The sequence below is a fragment of the Pseudomonas sp. FG98 genome (assembly GCF_057808595.1).
The window spans coordinates 1-19,689 of sequence record NZ_JBMDIJ010000097.1 but is presented as its reverse complement, the minus strand read 5'-3'; the positions used below and the strand labels follow the sequence as shown (position 1 = coordinate 19,689).

Below are 19,689 nucleotides of genomic sequence, written 5' to 3'. Positions count from 1 at the left end.
CCTACCATACAAGCGGCTGTTAGCCGCGATGCGCCGCGCGGGCGGCGCTCGATCTCAAGAACGCAACAAGAATCAAGGCATGCACCTCCCGGCCCTGATGCAATTTCCCGCCAGGTGTTTGCGTTCCAATGATGTGCCCGCTACGTCAAGAAACCGCCTCGATCAAACGCAGGATCTCGCCCCGCTCCACCGGTGTCTTGCCCAGCGTGTTATGGATGGTGAATCCTTCGATCAAGGCATCGATGGCCCGGGCCGCGCGCTCGTCGAAATGGATCTGCAGCGCCTGGCGCGACAGGGCCATCCAGTCATCCATGATGTGCATGTACTCGGGAAAGCGCGAAACGAAGGAGTACAGCTCGAACACCAGCAACATCTGCCCCGAGGCCTTCCACAGATCACCACAGATCAGATCGGCCACCACCTCCCGCGCCTGGACCTTGTCGCGAGCCTCGCGCAGCCTGCTGAAGTAGACCGCAGCGATCTCCTCGCTCATGCGCACGAAGGCCGCCGCGATGATTTCGTTCATGCCGTTGAAGTGATAGGTCACCGTGCCCGGCGACACCTTGGCCCGCGCTGCGATGCGTCGGGAGGTGGCGCCGACCACGCCATCCTCGACGATCATCGCCAGCGCTGCGTCGATGATCACGTTCTTGATTTCAAGACCCAGGGAGTCTTCTTTGCGCGGTCGGCCCATGCCTGCCTCGGTAGTGCGGGGGAAATAGGCGGGGAAGGATAACAGGGTTGACGCAGTCCGCCAGACTCACTGGGCAAGGTGATCCAGAGCGATCGCCAGGCCGGCGCCATGGCGATAGCCGGTCTGCCCTGCCAGTGGCTCCGGCCCACCCGCCACCCGCGAGCGCGAGCGATAGCCCAGCGGGCTTACGCCAAGCTGGCGCTGGAAACTGCGGCGCATCCGCTCCTCGTTGCCGAAGCCGACCGTCTCGGCAATGCGCTTGATCGGCTCCTGGCTGGTTTCCAGCAGCCGGCAGGCGGCCTCCAGACGCAAGGTCTCCACGGTCTGTGCCGGGGTTCCACCGGTGGCGGCGGTGTAGGCCCGGGCGAAGTGCCGTGGACTCATGCCGAAGCGCTCCGCCAGGCGCTCCACGCGCAGGTCGCCATCAAGGTTTTCCGCGATCCAGGCATGCAGACGCACCAGGCGCTGGTCACGGTCGCTGCGCAAGGCATCGCTCTGTGCCTTGAGCGGAGCACTGAGCTGGGCCTGCTGCGCCGAACGCCGCAGGAACAGGGTGAAATAACGCGCCAACGCCAGCGCTGCATGGGGGCCAAGGTCTTCTTCGAGCAGCGCCAGACCAAGATCGATTCCCGCGCTGGCACCACCGCAGGTCCACAGATGGCCGTCATGCAGATACAACGCCTCGCGCTCCACGCGTAACGCCGGGTACTGCTGCAACGCCTCGGCGAATTTCCAGTGGGTCACCACCTGGCGGTCGTCGAGCAAGCCGGCGGCCGCCAGGGCAAAGGCGCCAGTACCGATGGAACACAGGCGCCGGGCCTGCGGTGCACGGCGCTGCAACCAGGCCTTGACCCGCTCGTCGACCTCAAGCTCGGCCACACCCGGCCCGCCGATGACGATCAAGGTGTCCACCTCGATGTCCTCGACCTGCGCCAGCGAACGCGTCACCACCACAATGCCGGAAATGCTCTCGACCTCGCCGCCGTCCGGAGAAGCCAGGACGATGGTGTACGGCGCCCTGGCCAGCAATTCCCCGCCCAGTACCCGCGGGGCGGCGGCAAACACTTCCAGCGGGCCGGCGGCGTTGAGCAGCAGCGCCCCGGGGAACGCCAGCACCAGCACGGTGCGCGGCGTGCCGATGGCAGAAAACGAGGGGTGTTTGGCATGGTGGCGATTCAGGGGCGTGGACATACTGGGTGCACTTTCCGATTCGAGAGCCGCGACGATGCCGACAAAGTGCTTCCCTGCCAAGCGCCTGCGCCAACAACTTTCCTCATTGCTGCTGCTCGCTGCCTTGCTGGGCAGCTTGCCGGCGCAGGCAGCGGAACTGGAAGTCGGCGACCAGAGCGGGTTGATCCAGGCCCTGCTCCAGGCTGCCGGAGAAGATCGGGATCTGCCCTACCGCCTCGACTGGCACCCCTTCGGCACCGGCACCGCCCTGATGGAAGCGCTGAACGCCGCCGCCGTCGACGTCGGCGTGGTCGGCAACGCACCGCCGATCTTCGCCCAGGCCGGAGGCTTCGACGTCCGCATCGTCGCCGCTGCCGAGGGCGCGCAGAACAACAATGCCCTGCTGGTCCAGGGCGACTCGCCGATCCAATCGGTAGCTGATCTCAAAGGCCAGCGCGTAGCCGTGGCCAAGGGCACCAGCGGTCATTACCTGCTGCTCGCCGCACTGGCCGACGCGGGTCTGGACAGCAAGGCGGTCGAGGTGGTCTACGCCAGCCCGGTCGATGCGCAGAACGCCTTCGCCAGCGGCAAGCTGGCGGCCTGGGCGGTGTGGTACCCCTTCGTCGGCCAGGCAACGTCCCGTGGCGCACGGGTCCTGGTCGACGGCAGCCACTGGCCGGAAACCGGGTTGAACTTCACCGTCGCCAGCCTCAAGGCCCTGACCGATCCGCAGAAGAGCGAATTGCTCGGCGACTTTATCCAGCGCCTGGCCCGGGCCCAGGATTGGGCCACCGATCACCCCCAGGCCTGGGCCGAACGCCTGGCCGAGGTCACTCGCCTGCCGCTGCCCCTGCTGCAGGAAATGCTCGCTCGCCAACACCTGCGTTACGTACCGCTGGACGCCCGGGTCGCCGCCCTGCAACAGCGCCTCGCCGACCGCTTCGCCGCAGCCCGGCTGATTCCACGGCCATTGCAGGTCAGCGACGGCTTCGACCCGCGCTATAACCGCCTGCTGCCCACCCACCCCTGATCCCTGCCCCGAACGCCATGCCGCACCAGCCGGCAGGGCCACGCACACCCGGAGAAAAGCCATGACCATCCTCGATCGCACTACCCTGCGCCGCCATGCCACCGGCCTGATCGGCCTCGATGCCGAACGCTCGGCCGGCGGCTACACCCTGTTCGCCCCGCAGACCGCCGGCGGCCAGGTATTCCTCATCAACCTGCGCGGCGAGCAGGTCCACCACTGGCAATTGCCGCAACGCCCCGGCCGCGACGCAGTGATCCTGGCCAACGGCAACCTCGGCTACAACGGCAATCACCCGGACTCGCCGGAGCTGTTCCCGGGCTGGTCGGTATGGCATGGCGGCGCCTTCAGCGAGGTCACCCCGGACGGCGAGGTGGTCTGGGAGTACACCGACCTGGCCCACCACCACGATGCCCAGTGGCTGGACAACGGCAACCTGCTGTACAGCACCGCAGAGCCGTTGCCGACCGCCATCGCCGCCCGGGTGCAGGGTGGGATTCCCGGCAGCGAGGCGCCGGGCGGCGTGATCTACGGCGACGTGATCAAGGAAGTCGACCGCGCCGGCAAGCTGGTCTGGGAATGGCGCAGTTGGGAACACCTGGCCCCCGAGGACTATCCACTGCACGCCTGCTTCGAGCGCTACCACTGGCCGATGACCAACTCGGTGACGCCCGGCCGCGACGGCAAGGTCATCCTCAGCCTGCGCAGCGTGTCGTCGGTGATTGCCGTGGACAAGGCCAGCGACCGCGTGCTGTGGCGCCTGGGCCATGACCTGGTGGCGCAGCAGCATTGCCCCAGCGAGCTGGAGGACGGGCGCATCCTGGTATTCGACAACGGTATCTCGCGCCCCCATGTGTCGATGCCGCACTCGCGGGTGATCGAGGTCGATCCCCATGCCCAGCGCATCGACTGGCAGTATGCCGACACCCCCGGCTACGCCTTCTTCACCCCGTTCATGGGCGGCGCGCAACGCCTGCACAACGGTAATACCCTGATCACCGAAGCCAACTTCGGACGCCTGTTCGAAGTGACCCGTGCTGGCGAAGTGGTCTGGGAATACATCAACCCGCATTTCGCCGCCTACCCGGATGCCGCCTCGCGGGCCTACCTGCCGGGCGAAAACAACGCGATCTTCCGCGCCCACCGCTACCAGGCCAAGGACATTCCCTGGCTGCGCGACTGAGCACTTACACCTTCACCGCCCCATCACGCTTACGCAGACCACGCGCAGCGAGTGCTTTCTTCATCACGGGAGTTTCCGATGACCAAGCCTTTGCCCCGACCCGCCCGCGCGTGCGTCTGGCCCCATCTGCTACCCGGTGTGCTGGCCCTGGCCTGCACGCCGTCCTTCGCCGCCACGCCGAACGATGTGCCGCAGGCCGATGACCCGACCCTGGAAACGGTGACGGTCAACGCCCGGCGCCGTACCGAGGACGCCCAGGCGGTGCCCACGGCGATGACCGTGCTGTCCGCCCAGACCCTGGAGAACCAGCGCCTGTACCGGGTCCAGGACCTGCAACAGGCACTGCCCAGCGTGAATGTCGCGTTCATGCATGCACGACAGTCGAGCCTGTCGATCCGTGGCCTGGGCAACAACCCGGCCAGCGACGGGCTGGAAGGCAGCGCCGGGATCTATCTCGACAACGTCTACCTCGGCCGCCCGGGCATGGCGGTGTTCGACCTGCTCGATATCGAGCAACTGGAATTGCTGCGCGGGCCCCAGGGCACGCTGTTCGGCAAGAACACTACCGCCGGTGTGCTCAACATCACCACCCGGCGCCCGTCCTTCAGCCCCGAAGGCAGTGTGTCCAGCGCCCTTGGCGAGGACGGCTACGTCCAGACCCAGGCCAGCCTCGGCGGCCCGCTTGGCGAGCATCTGGCAGGCCGCGTCTCGGCTTACCGCACCCGCGAGAACGGCTACGTCGACAACCTGTACGACGGCCACACCCTGGGCGGAGGCATCCGCCAGGGGTTCCGCACGCAGTTGCTGTTCGAACCCACGGAGCGCTTCAACCTGCGCTGGATCGCCGACTACAACGAGGAAGATTCCAGCGCCGGCACCCGCTCGCTGTTCAGCAGCGGCCCGACCATCAACGGGGTCAACCGCTACGAGCAGCGCGCCGCCGCCGTGGGCGCAAGCCTGGCACGCGGGCGGCACGTCAATCTGGATGCCGAGCAGAGTGTGAAGGTGTTCCAGGGCGGCACCTCGCTGGAGGCCAACTGGACCTTGCCGGGCGACTACACCCTGACCTCGATCAGCGCCTGGCGCTGGTGGGACTTCACCCCGCGCAACGACGACGAACTGAATGTGCCGGTGATGGACAACGTCGGCCAGTCCGCTCGCGACCAGCAATATTCCCAGGAGCTGCGCCTGGCTTCGCCGGCCGGGGAGTTCTTCGACTATGTGCTGGGCGGCTACTGGTTCCGCCAGGAGATGCGCAACGAGGTGTTCACCGATTACGGCCCGCTGGCCGACACCTGGAACGGCACTCCGCAAGGCGCGTTGAACGACGTCTACAGCCTGGGCAAGGGCCATATCGACACCAACAGTTTCGCCCTGTTCGGCCAGGGCACCTGGCACCTGACGCCGCGCCTGGACCTCAGCGCCGGCCTGCGCGGTACCTACGAAGCCAAGCAGGCCAGGGTCGGACGCTACGCGCCAGTCGGCGGCGCGGCGGTCAGCGGGGCCGCCGCGGCGGTGCGCCAGGCGCGCCTTGGCGCCTACGACTCCGGCGAGCTGAATCTCTATAGCTTCAGTCCATCGGCCCTGCTCAGCCTGGCCTACCGCTTCAACGACGAATTGCTGGGTTACGCCTCGCTGTCCCACGGCGAGAAATCCGGCGGGGTCAACCTGAGTGTCGCCAGCGCCCCGGTGGCCGGTGCCGACTCCCTGCTGATCGGCAGCGAACGCGCCAACGACGCCGAGCTGGGGATCAAGAGCACCCTGCTGGAGCGACGCCTGCTGCTCAACGCCAACCTGTTCTGGACCGAGGTGCACGGCTACCAGACCAATGCCTACGACGACGCCAACCTCACCAGCTACCTGACCAACGCCGGCAACGTGCGCAGCCGCGGGGTGGAATTCGAATCCACCCTGCTGCCCCTGCGCGGCCTGACCCTGAACTTCAACGGCTCATGGAACGACGTGCGCTACCGCGACTACGAAAACGCCCCCTGCCCCGCCGAAATCGCCCTGCGCCCCGGCGCACCGGCCTCCTGCGATCTCAGCGGGCATAACGTGGTGGGGGCCTCGAAATGGATCGCCAACGCCAGCGGCAGCTACGAATGGCAGGCCGGACCGCTGCGTCCGTACGTCAACGCCAGCTACGCCTTCCGCTCCCATGCGGTGGGCACGGTGGATGACTCGGAACATGCCCGCTTGCCGAGCTACGCGCTGGTCAACCTGTCGGCCGGCGTGCGCGGCGATCTTGGCGACGGTCAGTGGGATGTATCGCTGTGGCTGCGCAACGCCTTCGACAAGACCTACTACACCACCCTGTGGAACTCGCCGAATGGCGGCTACACCGGGGTGCTGGGTTCGCCGAGGACGCTGGGGCTGAGCGGGAGGTATGACTTCTAGCGACGCGCGGGCTTCACCCCCGGAACCTTGCCAGGCCCCGGGGGCCCGGATCATTTGGCTGCGGTCTGCACCGACTTGGCCTTGTACAGGTCCAGGTGCTTGGCAATGCACAGATCGAACGCCTCCACCAGGTACATGTACGGCTTGTTCGCCTGCGGCGGCACCAGGCAGCGGCTGGCAACGCGCTTGCCGAGCATCTCGGTGTCGATCCATACCAGGTTCACCGGGACACGCTCGGGGTTTTCCTGCTCGGTGAACAGCGCGCGGGTGTATTCCTCGTCGCCGGAGGTCTTGTCGAACAGGGCGCTGTCGACCTGGGTGACCAGAACTTCGCCGGGCTTGGGTGTATCGGACGCCAGCAGGGCGACACCGATGGGGCCGGTCAGGCCAGCCAGTATCGAGGTCTTGCGCAGGTGCGATTGCAGGTTCGAATAGGCAACGAAATGCTGGAACTTGATCGACGGGTCGTTCTTCAGCTCGGGGAAGGTTTCGTAGGCACGGTGGGCCAGCAGGCGCATGCCGGTAGGCTTGGTCGCCGCGTCTTCGATGCGGTAGAGGCCGTAGGAGTCGCTGGTGACCAGCAGACTGAAGATCTCTTTCTTGCTTTCCGTGGCCGGACGCAGGTCCTGGATATTGACCGAGGCCGACTGCTCGATGCCCGGGTACTCCGGCGGCGGCACTGGCGGGGTGGTGGCGCAACCGGCGGCGGTAAGTGCAGAGAGAACGAGCAGGCTTTTCAACAGACGCATCGGGCATTCCTTTGGCGGGTAAAGAGCGCAGGATATTCGCCGAGATGGGCGCGATATTCAATTGCCATGATCCAGACCTGCTTTACCCTCGTTCAGATCCGCCCCCACACCTGCACCAGCCCCACCAGATGCACCACCCCATAACCACTGCAAATCAGCGAACTGACCACGACAAATCGGCGCGTATGCCCGGTCTTGCGCAGAATCAGCGGCCCGAGAAAACCACGCGCCAGGTACACCAAGGTGATAACGCACAACGCCGGAAGCAGCAGCGGCAACCGGCCGATCACACCGGCACCGGACAACGCGTAGGCCGCCCATACCGTCAAAACTGCTGCGATGAACAAGGTGATCAACGTTGGAAAGGCCTTGCCCTTCTCTGCACCACGCACCATGCGCTCGCCCGCCCCGAGCAGGCGGTAGCCGGCGGGACCGACGTAAATGCACCAGAGATGCGCAAGCGCCGCCAACAGGCTGAGGGCGGCAGCGATGGTGAGAGCGAGGTTGTGGTCCGTCATCTGGGCGTTGCTCCTTGAGTGGTGCCGGCACCCTCCCACAAGGCTCCAGCTTCCGGCAAGCGAGTCCTCATGCCCATCCTTGCAAGCCCGCTAATGAAAAACATAATATGCGACAAATTCTCATTTGCATCCTTTGGATTCGCCATGTCGGACCTTCGCATTCAGGAGCGGGTAGGCACGCTCTACCAGGACAATCACCGCTGGCTGCTCGGCTGGTTGCGCCCGCGGGTCGATTGCCGCGAGCTGGCGCGGGACCTGGTGCATGACGTTTTCATCCGCATCCTCGCCGCCCGCGATGCCGACGCGCGCCTCGATGCGGTGCGCGAACCCCGCGGCTATCTGGCGACCATCGCCCGCCGCCTGATGATCGATCACTACCGCCGTGATCGCCTTGAGCGCGCCTGGCTGGCCGCCCTGGCCGAGGTGCCGCAAGCGCTGGAAATCAGCGAGGAAGAACGCGCCCTGCTCCTCGAAAGCCTGTGCGAACTGGACCGCATGCTCGCCGGCCTGGGCCCCGCCGTGCGCCGCGCCTTTCTGCTTTCGCAACTCGACGGCATGACCTACAAGGCCATCGCCGCCGCCGAGGGCCTGAGCGAAGTGACCATCACCCGCTACATCGCCAAGGCCACCCATCACTGCACCCTGTACCGCCTGGGGCTGCAGCCCTGAGTCTACTGGAGCGCCTCGATCACCAGCAGCGTGAGGCACTGGAACAGGCCGCCCATTGGCATAGCCGGCTGCATGGCGAGGCCGCCGAACAGGAGCGCGGCGCCTGGCAGCAATGGCTGGAACAGCGCAGCGAAAACGCCTGGGCCTGGAGTCAGGTGCAGCAGACCCTCGGCCAGTTCCAGCGCATGCCAGGGGTCGGCTCACGGACCCTGCTGCAAGCGCAACGCCAGTCCCGGCGCAGCCTGCTCAAGGGCTTCGTGCTGCTGGCCGGTGGCTCGGCCCTGGGCTATGGCGGCTGGCGCTATCAGCGGCCGGAGATGCTGCAAAGCCCCCGTGGCGAGCGCTTGAGCGTCACCCTCGCCGACGGCTCGCACTTGTTGCTCAACAGCGACAGTGCAGTGGAGGTCGCCTACGACCAGGGCCAACGCCGGCTGATCCTGCACCGTGGCGAGATCCTCGTCACCACCGCCCACGACCCGCAGAGCCGGGGCTTCTTCGTCCAAGTCGGGCAAGGCCGCATCCAGGCACTGGGCACCCGCTTCTCGGTGCGCCTGCATGACCAGGCTGCCGAGGTGGCGGTGTTCGAGCACCAGGTGCGACTCACCCCGCTTCACGGGCCGGCGTTGTTGCTCGATGCCGGGCAGCAGAGCACGCTCACCCCGCAAGCCGCCACGCAACCAGTACCGACCACACCTGGCCAGGACGCCTGGAGCAACGGCCTGCTGGTCGCCAACCGGCAACGCCTGGACGCCTTCATTGCCGAACTGGGTCGCTACCGCCAAGGCTGGCTGCGCTGCGATCCGGCCATCGCCGGGCTGCGCATCAGCGGCACCTTCTCCATCGACGACACCGACAGCGCCCTGCGCGCACTGGAGGCGAGCCTGCCGGTGAAGCGGCTGGAGCGCACCCGTTACTGGGTCACCCTGGTGCCCCGCTGAGTTTTTTCGCCAGCCGCTGATAGGTTTCGTCGCGCTGCTTCGACTCATCCAGCAGAGGGATCACATCCCCATTTGCCAACCAGACGAGCACGAAGCCGCCATGACATTCCCGTTCAACGCCACCCCGCTCGCCGTGTCCCTTGCCCGGGCGCTGCTGATTTCCACCACCCTGGGCCTGGCCCTGCCCGCCACGGCCAGCGCCGAGGTGCGCGACTACCATATCGAGCGCGGCGACCTCGGCAGCGCCCTGACCCGCTTCGCCACCGAAGCGCGCATCCTCGTGTCGTTCGATCCGGTGCTGACCGATGGCCGCAGCAGCCGTGGCCTCGATGGCCGCTACGAGGTCGACGAAGCCCTGCGCCGCCTGCTCGAAGGCTCCGGCCTGCAGGCCCGGCGCCAGGACGACGGGCGCTACGTGATGCAAGCCATTCCCGCCGAGAGCGGCATGCTGGAACTGGGCGCGACCCAGGTCGTCGCCAACCAGCTCGGCACCATCACCGAAGGCAGCGGTTCCTACACCCCCGGCACCCTGGCCACCGCCACGCGCCTGGTGCTGACGCCCCGGCAGACCCCGCAATCGGTGAGCGTGGTCACCCGCCAGCACATGGACGACTTCGCCCTCGACACCGTCGACGACGTGATGCGTCACACCCCCGGCATCACCGTGTCGGCCTACGACAGCGACCGCAGCAACTACTACGCCCGCGGTTTCTCGATCAACAACTTCCAGTACGACGGCATCCCCTCGGCGGTGCGCAATGTCGGCTACTCGGCCGGCAACACCCTGAGCGACATGGCCATCTACGACCGCATCGAAGTGCTCAAGGGCTCCACCGGCCTGCTGGTCGGCGCCGGCTCGCTGGGCGCCTCGATCAACCTGATCCGCAAAAAGCCCACCCACGACTTCCAGGGCCACGTCACCCTGGGCGCCGGCTCCTGGGACAACTACCGCAGCGAACTGGACGTCAGCGGCCCGCTCAACGACAGCGGCAATGTGCGCGGCCGCGCGGTGGCGGCGTACCAGGACAAGAAGTCGTTCATGGACCGCTACTCCAGCCAGAGCCAGGTCTACTACGGCATCCTCGAATTCGACCTGTCCCCGGACACCCTGCTCACCGTCGGCGGTGACTACCAGGACAACGATCCGCGCGGCTCCACCTGGTCCGGCAGCTTCCCGCTGATCAACGCCAACGGCGAGCGCAACAAGGTCTCGCGCTCCTTCAGCAACGCCGCCGACTGGAGCAGCTGGAAGCAATACACCCGCACCCTGTTCGCCACCCTGGAACACGATCTCGGCGATGGCTGGGTGACCAAGCTGCAACTGGACCACAAGCTCAATGGCTACGACGCGCAGATGGGCTCGATCCAGGGCTCGACGCCGAACGCCGACGGCACTGCCAGCCTCACCGGCCAGCGCTATCGCGGCGAAACCCGCAGCGACTCCGCCGACCTCTACGTCAGCGGTCCGTTCAGTCTGCTCGGCCGTGAACACGAGCTGGTGCTGGGCGGCTCGACCAGCATTGCCGAATGGAACGGCAAGGGTTTCTGGAACGTCACCTACCCGGGACCCAACCTGTTCGACTTCTTCAACTGGCACGGCAATATCGCCAAGCCGCAGTGGGGTGAAGCAGCGCAGATCACCGACGACGTGATCCGCCAGAACGGCCTGTACCTGGCCACCCGCCTGAACGTGCTGGACGACCTGCACTTCATCCTCGGCGCACGCGTGGTCAACTACAGCCTGACCGGCACCACCGACACCTACCGGGAAAACGGCCGGGTGATTCCCTACGCCGGTGCCGTCTACGACCTCGACGACAACTTCTCGCTGTACGCCAGCTACACCGACATCTTCATGCCGCAGGACTATTACAACCTTGATCGCGACGGCAAGCTGATCGACCCGGACCAGGGCGAGAACTACGAGATCGGCATCAAGGGTGAATTCTTCGATGGCCGGCTGAATGCCAGCCTGGCGTATTTCGAGGTCAAGGAGAGCAACCGTCCGGTCTCCGACGACGATTACAACAACCAGACGCCGACTCCGCCGAACTACGCGTTCAAGGGCACCGACGCCGAGACCAAGGGTTTCGAGCTGGAGGTTTCCGGCGAGCTGCAGCCGGGCTGGCAGGTGCAGGCCGGCTACACCCACAAGGTGGTGCGCGACGACCAGGGCGAGAAGATTTCCACCTTCGAGCCTGAAGACCAACTCAGCGTCTACACCAGCTACAAGCTGCCCGGCGCCCTCGACCAATGGACCGTCGGTGGCGGTGCGCGCTGGCAGAGCAAGGCCTGGCAGTCGATCTGGAACTCGCCACGCAACCAGTACGAAGACTTCACCCAGAAGCAGTACTGGGTGGTGGACCTGATGACCCGCTACCAGATCACTCCCAACCTGTCGGCGACGGTCAACCTGAACAACGTCTTCGACAAGTACTACTTCACCAATATCGGCTTCTACAACTCGGCGGTGTACGGCGAGCCGAGGAACGTGATGGTGACGACGCGCTGGGATTTCTGAGGCGCCTGGCCTGGATGGGCACGCAAGGGGGATTGACAGCTCTGCGAGAATAGAGGGAAACACCGCTATCGCTGCGGTTTTCCCTCGCTATCCATCAGGCAGGCTCGCTTATGCACAACGACGAACTCAAGGCTCTCTTCGACCAGCAGGCCGCCGGCTACGACCAGCAATGGGCAGGCATGGCGCCGCTCCGCGACAACCTGCACTTCCTCCTTGGTTCGCTGTTCGGCGGCCTGCCGGAGGATGCCCGGATCCTCGCCGTCGGCGCCGGAACCGGCGTGGAAATCGCTTACCTGGCGGCACGCCATCCAGGCTGGCGCTTTACCGCGGTCGATCCTTCCGGCGCCATGCTGGAGGTGTGTCGCCAGCGGGCGACGCGCGAGGGCTTTGTCCAGCGTTGCGATTTCCATGTGGGCTACCTGGAAACCCTCGCGGCCGAGCCGGTACATGACGCCAGTACCTGCCTGCTGGTTTCACAGTTCTTCCTCGACCCCGCCGTGCGCAGCGCCTTCTTCGGCGAAATTGCGCGGCGCCTGAACCCCGGCGGCCTACTCGCCAGCGCCGACCTGTCAGCCGATACCAACTCGCCCACCTACGACACCCTGCTGCGCGGCTGGATGTCGCTGATGTCCTCGTCCGGTGTCCAGCCGCAGATGCTGGAGCAGGCCCGCAGCGCCTACGCCAGGGACGTGGCGATCCTGCCGCGGGAACGGGTGGCGGAGATTATCCAGGCCGGTGGTTTCAGCGAATCGGTGCCGTTTTTCCAGGCTGGCCTGATGCACGGGTGGATCAGTCGCAGGTAACGTGCCTTGGCGGCGTGGCGCATCGTCTGTGACTACTCCACGCCCCGCACCCAAGGCCGTCGCGATGCAAGACATGCTGCAAGAGATCCTCGACCAGGTCCGCCCCCTGCTCAGCCAGGGCCAGGTCGCGCAATACATCCCCGCCCTCGCCCAGGTCGAGCCGAACCAGTTGGGCATCGCCGTGCACAGCCTGGACGGTCAGGTGCACTACGCTGGCGACGCGCACACGGCGTTCTCGATCCAGAGCATTTCCAAGGTGTTCAGCCTGGTCCAGGCGATCAGCCATAGCGGCGAGGACATCTGGTCGCGACTGGGCTACGAACCGTCTGGCCAGGCCTTCAACTCGCTGGTGCAGCTGGAGGTGGAAAAGGGCCGGCCGCGCAATCCGTTCATCAATGCCGGGGCCCTGGTGATCTGCGATATCAACCAGTCGCGCTTCGCCACCCCGGCCCTGTCGATGCGCGACTTCGTCCGTCGTCTGGCGGGTAACCCGCGCATCGTCAGCGACGCGGTGGTCGCCGAATCCGAATACCAGCACCGTGCGCGCAACGCGGCCATGGCCTGGCTGATGACCGCCTTTGGCAACTTCCATAACGATGTCGACGCGGTGCTGCGCAGCTACTTCCACCACTGCGCGCTGTCGATGAACTGCGTCGACGTGGCCCGTGGCTTCGCCTTCCTCGCCAACAGCGGTTACTGCCCGCACAGCGGCGAGCAGATCCTCAGCCCGCGCCAGGCCCAGCAGGTCAACGCGATCATGGCCACCAGCGGGCTGTACGACGAGGCTGGCAACTTCGCCTATCGGGTCGGTTTGCCGGGCAAGAGTGGGGTCGGTGGCGGGATCGTCGCGGTGGTGCCGGGGCGCTACAGCATCTGCGTGTGGTCACCGGCCTTGAATGCCTCGGGCAACTCGCTGGCCGGGCTACGGGCGCTGGAACTGCTCAGCGAGCGAATTACCGGGTCGGTGTTTTCGGCGGTGCCATGAATTTGTGTTGCGGCTGATGGCCTCATCGCCGGCAATGCCGGCTCCCACAGGTTCAGCGGTACACGCCATCCTGTGGGAGCTGGCATTGCCAGCGATGAGGCCAGCACTGGCAAAAAGGTGCCGGATCAGCGCATCGCCGCCAGCTTGATGCCAAAGCCCACCAGGCAGGCCCCGGCCAGACGTTCGAACAGGTTGGAAATACGCGGATTGGCGCGCATGCGCTCGGCCAGTTGCTGGGTCAGGACCACCGCGATCAGACCATAGAGGAAGGTCACCACCGCCACCGTGGCGGCGAGGAAGCCGAAGGTGACCAGGCCCTGGTGCTTCACCGGGTCGACGAACAGCGGGAAGAAGGCCATGTAGAACATGATCGCCTTGGGGTTGAGCAAGGTGATCATCATGGTCTGGCGCAGGTAGTGGCCATTGTCCATGCGGCTCTTGCGCGGTTCGCCACCGGGCTTGCTCAGCAGCATGCGAATGCCCAGGTAGGCAAGGTAGGCCGCACCAGCCCATTGCACCACATGGAAGGCCGCCGGATAGGCCGCCAGCAGCGTGGCCACCCCGGCCACCGCCAGCCACAGCAGCACCTGGTCGCCAAGGATCACCCCGCAGGTCGCCGCCAGCCCGGCCTTGATCCCGCCTTTGCCGGTCGCAGTGATGAGGGCGAAATTGCCAGGGCCGGGGATCGCCAGGACGATGATGAAGGCGATCACGAAGGCGCCATAGTCGGTCACGCCAAGCATGGGTGGGTCTCCTGAGTGAGGTAGGAAAGATCTGACAGACGGCTAGCCTAACCCAGCTCCGGGCAAATCGGCATGGGCATTTGACTTGTACAGTTTTTGTCTTAGCCTTGGGTAATACCTGTACAAAAATTCCTTTTTGTACAAGATTGACCGGGAGCCGTGGATGTCCAAGTACCTGGAAACCTTTGCCGAACGCTTTGCAACGCTGGATACAGGAAATCTGCAAGACCTCGACAACTTGTACAGCAAGACCATCACCTTCCGCGATCCGCTGCACCAGATCCACGGCCTGCCCGCCCTGCGCGCGTATTTCGCCCAGTTGTACGCCAATGCCCGCGATATCCGTTACGACTTCCACGATGCCAGCGAAACCCGACCGGGAGACGGCTACCTGCGCTGGACCCTGCATTTCCGCCACCCGCGCCTGGACGGCGGGCGCCTGATCAGCCTCGATGGCTGCAGCCATCTGCAATGGCGCGAGCGCGTGGAGTTTCACCAGGACTACTTCGATGCCGGCGCCCTGCTCTACGAACACGTGCCGGTGCTTGGACGCATGATCGGCTGGCTCAAGGGCCGTCTGGCATGAAGCGCTGCTGGCTGACCGGCGCCAGCAGCGGCATCGGCGCCGCCCTGGCCCTGCGCCTGCTGGAACAGGGCTGGCAGGTCGCAGTGACTGGCCGCCAGCGCGAGCCGCTGGAGGCGCTGCGCAGCCGCTATCCGGCGCAGGTCGTGCTGGCCGTCGGCGATATCGGCGAGCCACGCGACGTCGCCGCCATCGGCAAGCTCCTCGAAGACAGCTGGGGCGCCCTTGACCTGGTGATCCTCAACGCCGGCACCTGCGAGTACCTGGAACCCGGGCACTTCGACGCGGCCCTGGTGGAACGGGTGATGCGCACCAACCTGCTCGGCCTGGCCCATTGCCTGGAGGCGGCGCTGCCCTTGCTGCAACGAGGCCAGCGCCCGCACCTGGTGGTCACCGGCAGCTCCGTGGACTGGCTGGCCCTGCCCCGCGCCGCAGCCTATGGCGCCTCCAAGGCCGCCGTGCGCTACCTGGTGGAGTCCCTGCGCATCGACCTGACCCGCGCCGGAATCGATGTCACCCTGGTCAGCCCCGGTTTCGTCGACACCCCGCTGACCCGGCGCAACGACTTCCCCATGCCGCAACTGTGGAGCGCCGAACGAGCCGCAGCACATATCGCTGCCCGTTTGCCCCGGCGTCCGCTGGAGATCAACTTCCCAACCCTTTTCATCCTGGTACTGCGCCTGCTCGGCGCGTTGCCGGGGCGCTGGCGCCTCAAGCTCGGCCAGCGCATGACCAAGGACTGAAACCATCATGCGCATCGCCATTATCGGCAGCGGTATCGCCGGCCTGACCTGTGCCTACCTGCTGTCGCGTCGCCACGAAATCAGCGTGTTCGAAGCCGCCAGCTGGATCGGCGGACATACCCACACGGTGGACGTGCAGTGCCAGGGCCGGAGCTACGCGGTGGACACCGGCTTCATCGTGTTCAACGACTGGACCTACCCGAACTTCATCCGCCTGCTCGACGAACTCGGTGTCGCCTCGCGGCCGACCGAAATGAGCTTCTCGGTACACGACCCGGCCAGCGGCCTGGAATACAACGGCCACGACCTCGACAGCCTCTTCGCCCAGCGCCGCAACCTGCTGTCGCCGGGGTTCTGGGGCATGCTGCGGGACATCCTGCGCTTCAACCGCCAGGCCTTGGCCGACCTGGACGGCCAGCGCATCGACCCGGCCACCCGTCTCGGCGACTACCTGCGCCAGCACGGTTACGGCCAGCGCTTCATCGAGCACTACATCGTGCCCATGGGCTCGGCGATCTGGTCGATGTCGCGGGCCGACATGCTCGGCTTCCCGCTGCAATTCTTCGTGCGTTTCTGTCGCAACCACGGCCTGCTGTCGGTCAGTCAGCGGCCACAATGGCGGGTGATCGAGGGCGGCTCGCGCAGCTACGTGGAACCGCTGTGCCGGACCTTTATCGGGCGTATCCGCCTCGACTGTCCGGTGCGGCGGGTGGTCCGCGACGACAGCGGCGTGACCCTCGACAGCGCCAGTGGCAACGAGCGCTTCGACCGGGTGGTGTTCGCTTGCCACAGCGACCAGGCGCTGGCCTTGCTCGACGCCCCCAGCGCGGCGGAACGGGAGATCCTCGGCGGCATCCACTACGCCAGCAACGAGGTGGTGCTGCACACCGACACGCGCCTGCTGCCCGACCGGCGCAAAGCCTGGGCCAGCTGGAACTATCGCCTCGGCGGCCCGGCCCAGGCGCCTGCCGCACTGACCTACGACATGAATATCCTGCAAGGCATCGAAGCGCCGGAGACGTTTTGCGTCAGCCTCAACCAGAGCGAACTGATCGACCCGGCGCGGATCCTTGCCCGCTTCGACTACGCCCATCCGCAATACAGCCTCGCTGCGGTTGCAGCCCAGGCTCGTCGCCACGAAATCCAGGGCCCTGGCCACAGCTATTACTGCGGCGCCTACTGGACCAACGGCTTTCATGAAGACGGCGTGGTCAGCGCCTTGCAGGTCGCCGAGCTGTTTGGAGAACGCCTGTGAACAGCAGCCTGTGCCAAGGCTGGGTCAGCCATCGGCGCCTTGGTCCGCGGGTGCATGCCTTCCGCTACCGGATCGGCATGTTGCATATCGATCTGGACGAGCAAGACGATCTGCTCAAGCTCTCGCCCTGGCTCGGCGCATCCCGCCTGGCGCCGCTGAGCTGGCGCGAGCGCGACTATCTGCCGAGCCTGACCCGGCAAGGTGTTCCCCTTATCGAAGCGGCGCGGCAACTGGTCGAGCGGGCCACCGGACAGCGTCCCCAGGGCCCTGTGCAACTGCTGACCCAACCACGTTGCTGGGGCCTGTCGTTCAATCCGGTGAGTTTCTATTTCTGCCACGAGGCGGACGGAGAACTGGCAGCGATCCTCCTCGAAGTGCGCAACACCCCCTGGCGCGAGCGCTTTCACTACGTGCTGCCGGTGCAGGACGGCCAGGCTGGACAGTTCGCCATGCGCAAGGCCTTCCATGTCTCGCCGTTCCTGCCGCCGGACATGGACTACCGCCTGGAATTCCGTGTCAGCGGCGCGCACCTGCGCATCCATATGGAGAACTGGCGCCACGGCGAGCAGGTGTTCGAAGCCGACCTCGCGCTGATCCGCCAGCCCCTCGACCGCCCCGCCCTGCACCGGCATATCCGCCGTTTTCCGTGGATGAGCCTGCGCACCGTCGGTGCCATCTACTGGCAGGCCCTGCGCCTGCTCTGCAAACGCACGCCCATCCATGACCACCACGCCAGCCAGGGCAACCTGGGCCTTGGCCACGCCGTTGACGAGGAGTCCGACCATGTCCCAACCCATCCTGAGCGTTAGCAAATCGGCGGGGCTGGCGCCCGTGCTCGGCAGCCTGGCCAGGCGCGCGGTCAGCGCGCAATTGCAGCGCTTGCGCTACGGCCATCTGCGCCTGCTGTGCAAGGGTCGGCAATGGAGCTTCGGCGATGCCGCCTCGCCCTTGCAGGCCGAAGTCGAGGTGCTCGACGAAGCCGCCTGGAGCCTGGTGGCCGGCAATGGTTCGATCGGTGCCGGCGAGGCCTATATCCACGGTTACTGGCGCAGCCCCGACCTTGCCGCGGTGACGCGCCTGTTCGTCGCCAACTTCGACGTGCTCGATGCTCTCGAAGGCGGTCTGGCACGCTTCGGCCGCCCGGCACTGCGCCTCCTGCATCGCCTCAACCGCAACGACCGCAGCGGTTCGCGGCGCAATATCCTGGCCCATTACGACCTCGGCAACGCCCTGTTCGAGCACCTGCTCGATCCGACCATGATGTACTCGGCGGCGCAATTCCAAAGCCCCGAACAAAGCCTGGAACAGGCCCAGTTGCACAAGCTCCAGCGCATCTGCGAAAAGCTGCAGCTCAAGCCCGGCGAGCACCTGCTGGAAATCGGCACGGGCTGGGGCAGCCTGGCGATCCATGCCGCCAGTCACTTCGGTTGCCAGGTGACCACCACCACCCTGTCCGAAGCGCAGTACGCCCACACCTGCCAGCGCGTGCGCGAACTGGGCCTGGCGTCGCGCATCGAGGTGCTGCGCGAGGACTACCGCGACCTGCGCGGGCGCTTCGACAAGCTGGTCTCCATCGAGATGATCGAAGCGGTCGGCCATCGCTACCTGCCCGACTACTTCCGCCAGTGCGGCGCCCTGCTCAAGGACGACGGCCTGATGCTGTTGCAGGCCATCACCATCCGCGACCAGCGCTACGAGCAGGCCCGGCGCTCGGTGGACTTCATCCAGCGCTACATCTTCCCCGGCGGCGCCCTGCCCTCGCTGAGCGTGCTGCTCGACACCGCCAGCCGCCAGACCGCACTGAACCTGGTGCATATGGAGGACTTCGGCCAGGACTACGCGCGCACCCTGCGCCACTGGCACGACAACCTGCAGCGCTCGCGCACGGCGCTGGGCGAGCTGGGTTACGACGAAACCTTCCAGCGGCTGTGGGAGTTCTACCTGTGCTACTGCCAGGGCGGTTTCGAGGAGCGCGCGATCGGCGTGGCGCAATTGTTATGGGCCGGACCGCAGGCAGGCCGGGCGCCGTTCGAGGCCTGAGGATGTCGCGGCGGTCGTGGCTGATCGGCAACGCCCTGTGGCTACAGGGCGGGTGGTGGGGCTGTGTGCTGGGCGCGCGCTATCCGTGGTTGCTGGTCGCGGTGGCGGCCGGGTTGATCGTGCATCTGCGCCTGTGCCCGGATTGGCGGGCGGAGCTCCGCGCGGTGGTAGGCGTCGGGCTGGCGGGTTGTGTGCTCGACGCTGCGCTGGGCGCTGCGGGCATCTTCGACTTTGGGCAATGGCCCCTGCCCCCATGGCTGGCCCTGCTGTGGCTGGTGCTGGCCAGCGGCTTGCGTCACAGCCTGGCCTGGACGCGCTCGCCACTGTGGCTGGGTGTGTTGTGCGGGATGCTTGGCGGGCCGCTGGCGTATCTGGCCGGGGCACGCCTGGCCGGGGTCGGGTTGCCGTTGGGGGACTTGGCTACCGGGCTGGTGCTAGCGCCGATCTGGGGAGTGTGGTTTCCGCTGTGTTTGCGTTGGGCTGCTCGGGGGTGAAGTGCAGGGTGCTTGGCTGGTGATCGAATCCAGGCTGGCAGGTGCATGTCGACAGATTTTCATCTGTCCTTGAGATTGAGCGCCGCCCGCGCGGCGCATCGCGAAGTGCATGTCGATGTTTTTCTAGCGCCCTCAAGACCGAGCGCCGCCCGCGCGGCGCATCGCGGCTAACAGCCG

Annotated in this window: 19 protein-coding genes; 14 read left to right on the top strand and 5 right to left on the bottom strand. The window is 66.1% G+C overall.

What is annotated here, in order from left to right; all coding sequences use genetic code 11:
• Positions 1 to 145: 145 nt before the first annotated feature.
• Positions 146 to 694: a TetR/AcrR family transcriptional regulator gene (locus tag ACODSK_RS29120; RefSeq protein WP_489021114.1), complete on the bottom strand. Its 549-nt coding sequence runs from the start codon at positions 692 to 694 to the stop codon at positions 146 to 148.
• A 66-nt stretch (positions 695 to 760) separates the two neighbouring features.
• Positions 761 to 1,885, bottom strand: a complete 1,125-nt coding sequence (locus tag ACODSK_RS29115) for a GlxA family transcriptional regulator (protein ID WP_489021112.1) — start codon at positions 1,883 to 1,885, stop codon at positions 761 to 763.
• A 34-nt stretch (positions 1,886 to 1,919) separates the two neighbouring features.
• Between ACODSK_RS29115 and ACODSK_RS29110 the strand changes: the two genes are divergently transcribed.
• From ACODSK_RS29110 to ACODSK_RS29100, 3 genes are all read left to right on the top strand, one after another.
• Positions 1,920 to 2,894 carry an ABC transporter substrate-binding protein gene (locus ACODSK_RS29110; RefSeq protein ID WP_489021110.1) on the top strand — a complete coding sequence of 325 codons (975 nt, stop codon included), beginning with the start codon at positions 1,920 to 1,922 and terminating at the stop codon, positions 2,892 to 2,894.
• 61 nt (positions 2,895 to 2,955) lie between these two features.
• Positions 2,956 to 4,074, top strand: coding sequence for an aryl-sulfate sulfotransferase (locus tag ACODSK_RS29105; protein ID WP_489021108.1), 1,119 nt, complete (start codon positions 2,956 to 2,958; stop codon positions 4,072 to 4,074).
• 78 nt (positions 4,075 to 4,152) lie between these two features.
• Positions 4,153 to 6,471 carry a TonB-dependent receptor gene (locus ACODSK_RS29100; protein WP_489021106.1) on the top strand — a complete coding sequence of 773 codons (2,319 nt, stop codon included), beginning with the start codon at positions 4,153 to 4,155 and terminating at the stop codon, positions 6,469 to 6,471.
• 50 nt (positions 6,472 to 6,521) lie between these two features.
• Here the strand turns inward: ACODSK_RS29100 and ACODSK_RS29095 are convergent, their stop codons facing one another.
• Complete coding sequence (locus ACODSK_RS29095) at positions 6,522 to 7,220, bottom strand: hypothetical protein (RefSeq protein ID WP_489021104.1); 699 nt, start codon at positions 7,218 to 7,220, stop codon at positions 6,522 to 6,524.
• Between the two features lie 92 nt (positions 7,221 to 7,312).
• On the bottom strand, positions 7,313 to 7,738 hold the full coding sequence (locus tag ACODSK_RS29090; protein WP_489021102.1) for a hypothetical protein: 426 nt from the start codon (positions 7,736 to 7,738) through the stop codon (positions 7,313 to 7,315).
• A 144-nt stretch (positions 7,739 to 7,882) separates the two neighbouring features.
• On the opposite strand from ACODSK_RS29090, the gene ACODSK_RS29085 reads away from it, so the two are divergent.
• From ACODSK_RS29085 to glsB, 5 genes are all read left to right on the top strand, one after another.
• Entirely contained in the window at positions 7,883 to 8,407 is a 525-nt protein-coding gene (locus ACODSK_RS29085) for a sigma-70 family RNA polymerase sigma factor (protein ID WP_489021101.1), read from the top strand.
• On the top strand, positions 8,374 to 9,345 hold the full coding sequence (locus tag ACODSK_RS29080) for a FecR domain-containing protein (RefSeq protein WP_489021116.1): 972 nt from the start codon (positions 8,374 to 8,376) through the stop codon (positions 9,343 to 9,345). Before ACODSK_RS29085 ends, ACODSK_RS29080 begins: the two co-directional genes overlap by 34 nt.
• Positions 9,346 to 9,445: 100 nt before the next feature.
• Positions 9,446 to 11,866 (top strand): TonB-dependent siderophore receptor, encoded by a 2,421-nt coding sequence (locus ACODSK_RS29075; RefSeq protein ID WP_489021099.1) that lies wholly within the window; start codon positions 9,446 to 9,448, stop codon positions 11,864 to 11,866.
• 110 nt (positions 11,867 to 11,976) lie between these two features.
• Positions 11,977 to 12,669, top strand: a complete 693-nt coding sequence (locus ACODSK_RS29070; RefSeq protein ID WP_489021097.1) for a class I SAM-dependent methyltransferase — start codon at positions 11,977 to 11,979, stop codon at positions 12,667 to 12,669.
• Positions 12,670 to 12,733: 64 nt separating this feature from the next.
• Complete coding sequence (gene glsB / locus ACODSK_RS29065) at positions 12,734 to 13,654, top strand: glutaminase B (RefSeq protein ID WP_489021095.1); 921 nt, start codon at positions 12,734 to 12,736, stop codon at positions 13,652 to 13,654.
• 125 nt (positions 13,655 to 13,779) lie between these two features.
• Here the strand turns inward: glsB and ACODSK_RS29060 are convergent, their stop codons facing one another.
• Complete coding sequence (locus tag ACODSK_RS29060) at positions 13,780 to 14,397, bottom strand: LysE family transporter (RefSeq protein WP_489021093.1); 618 nt, start codon at positions 14,395 to 14,397, stop codon at positions 13,780 to 13,782.
• A gap of 163 nt (positions 14,398 to 14,560) precedes the next feature.
• Between ACODSK_RS29060 and ACODSK_RS29055 the strand changes: the two genes are divergently transcribed.
• Genes ACODSK_RS29055 through ACODSK_RS29030 form a run of 6 tightly spaced genes read left to right on the top strand, consistent with a single transcriptional unit; the run spans position 14,561 to position 19,512 of the window.
• Positions 14,561 to 14,983, top strand: coding sequence for a nuclear transport factor 2 family protein (locus ACODSK_RS29055; RefSeq protein WP_489021091.1), 423 nt, complete (start codon positions 14,561 to 14,563; stop codon positions 14,981 to 14,983).
• On the top strand, positions 14,980 to 15,723 hold the full coding sequence (locus tag ACODSK_RS29050) for an SDR family NAD(P)-dependent oxidoreductase (RefSeq protein ID WP_489021089.1): 744 nt from the start codon (positions 14,980 to 14,982) through the stop codon (positions 15,721 to 15,723). Before ACODSK_RS29055 ends, ACODSK_RS29050 begins: the two co-directional genes overlap by 4 nt.
• 7 nt (positions 15,724 to 15,730) lie before the next feature.
• Positions 15,731 to 16,978 carry an NAD(P)/FAD-dependent oxidoreductase gene (locus tag ACODSK_RS29045; RefSeq protein ID WP_489021087.1) on the top strand — a complete coding sequence of 416 codons (1,248 nt, stop codon included), beginning with the start codon at positions 15,731 to 15,733 and terminating at the stop codon, positions 16,976 to 16,978.
• Positions 16,975 to 17,787, top strand: coding sequence for a DUF1365 domain-containing protein (locus tag ACODSK_RS29040; RefSeq protein ID WP_489021085.1), 813 nt, complete (start codon positions 16,975 to 16,977; stop codon positions 17,785 to 17,787). Before ACODSK_RS29045 ends, ACODSK_RS29040 begins: the two co-directional genes overlap by 4 nt.
• Positions 17,762 to 19,018, top strand: a complete 1,257-nt coding sequence (locus ACODSK_RS29035; protein WP_489021083.1) for a class I SAM-dependent methyltransferase — start codon at positions 17,762 to 17,764, stop codon at positions 19,016 to 19,018. Before ACODSK_RS29040 ends, ACODSK_RS29035 begins: the two co-directional genes overlap by 26 nt.
• A gap of 2 nt (positions 19,019 to 19,020) precedes the next feature.
• Positions 19,021 to 19,512, top strand: a complete 492-nt coding sequence (locus tag ACODSK_RS29030; RefSeq protein WP_489021081.1) for a DUF2878 domain-containing protein — start codon at positions 19,021 to 19,023, stop codon at positions 19,510 to 19,512.
• Positions 19,513 to 19,689: the final 177 nt, after the last annotated feature.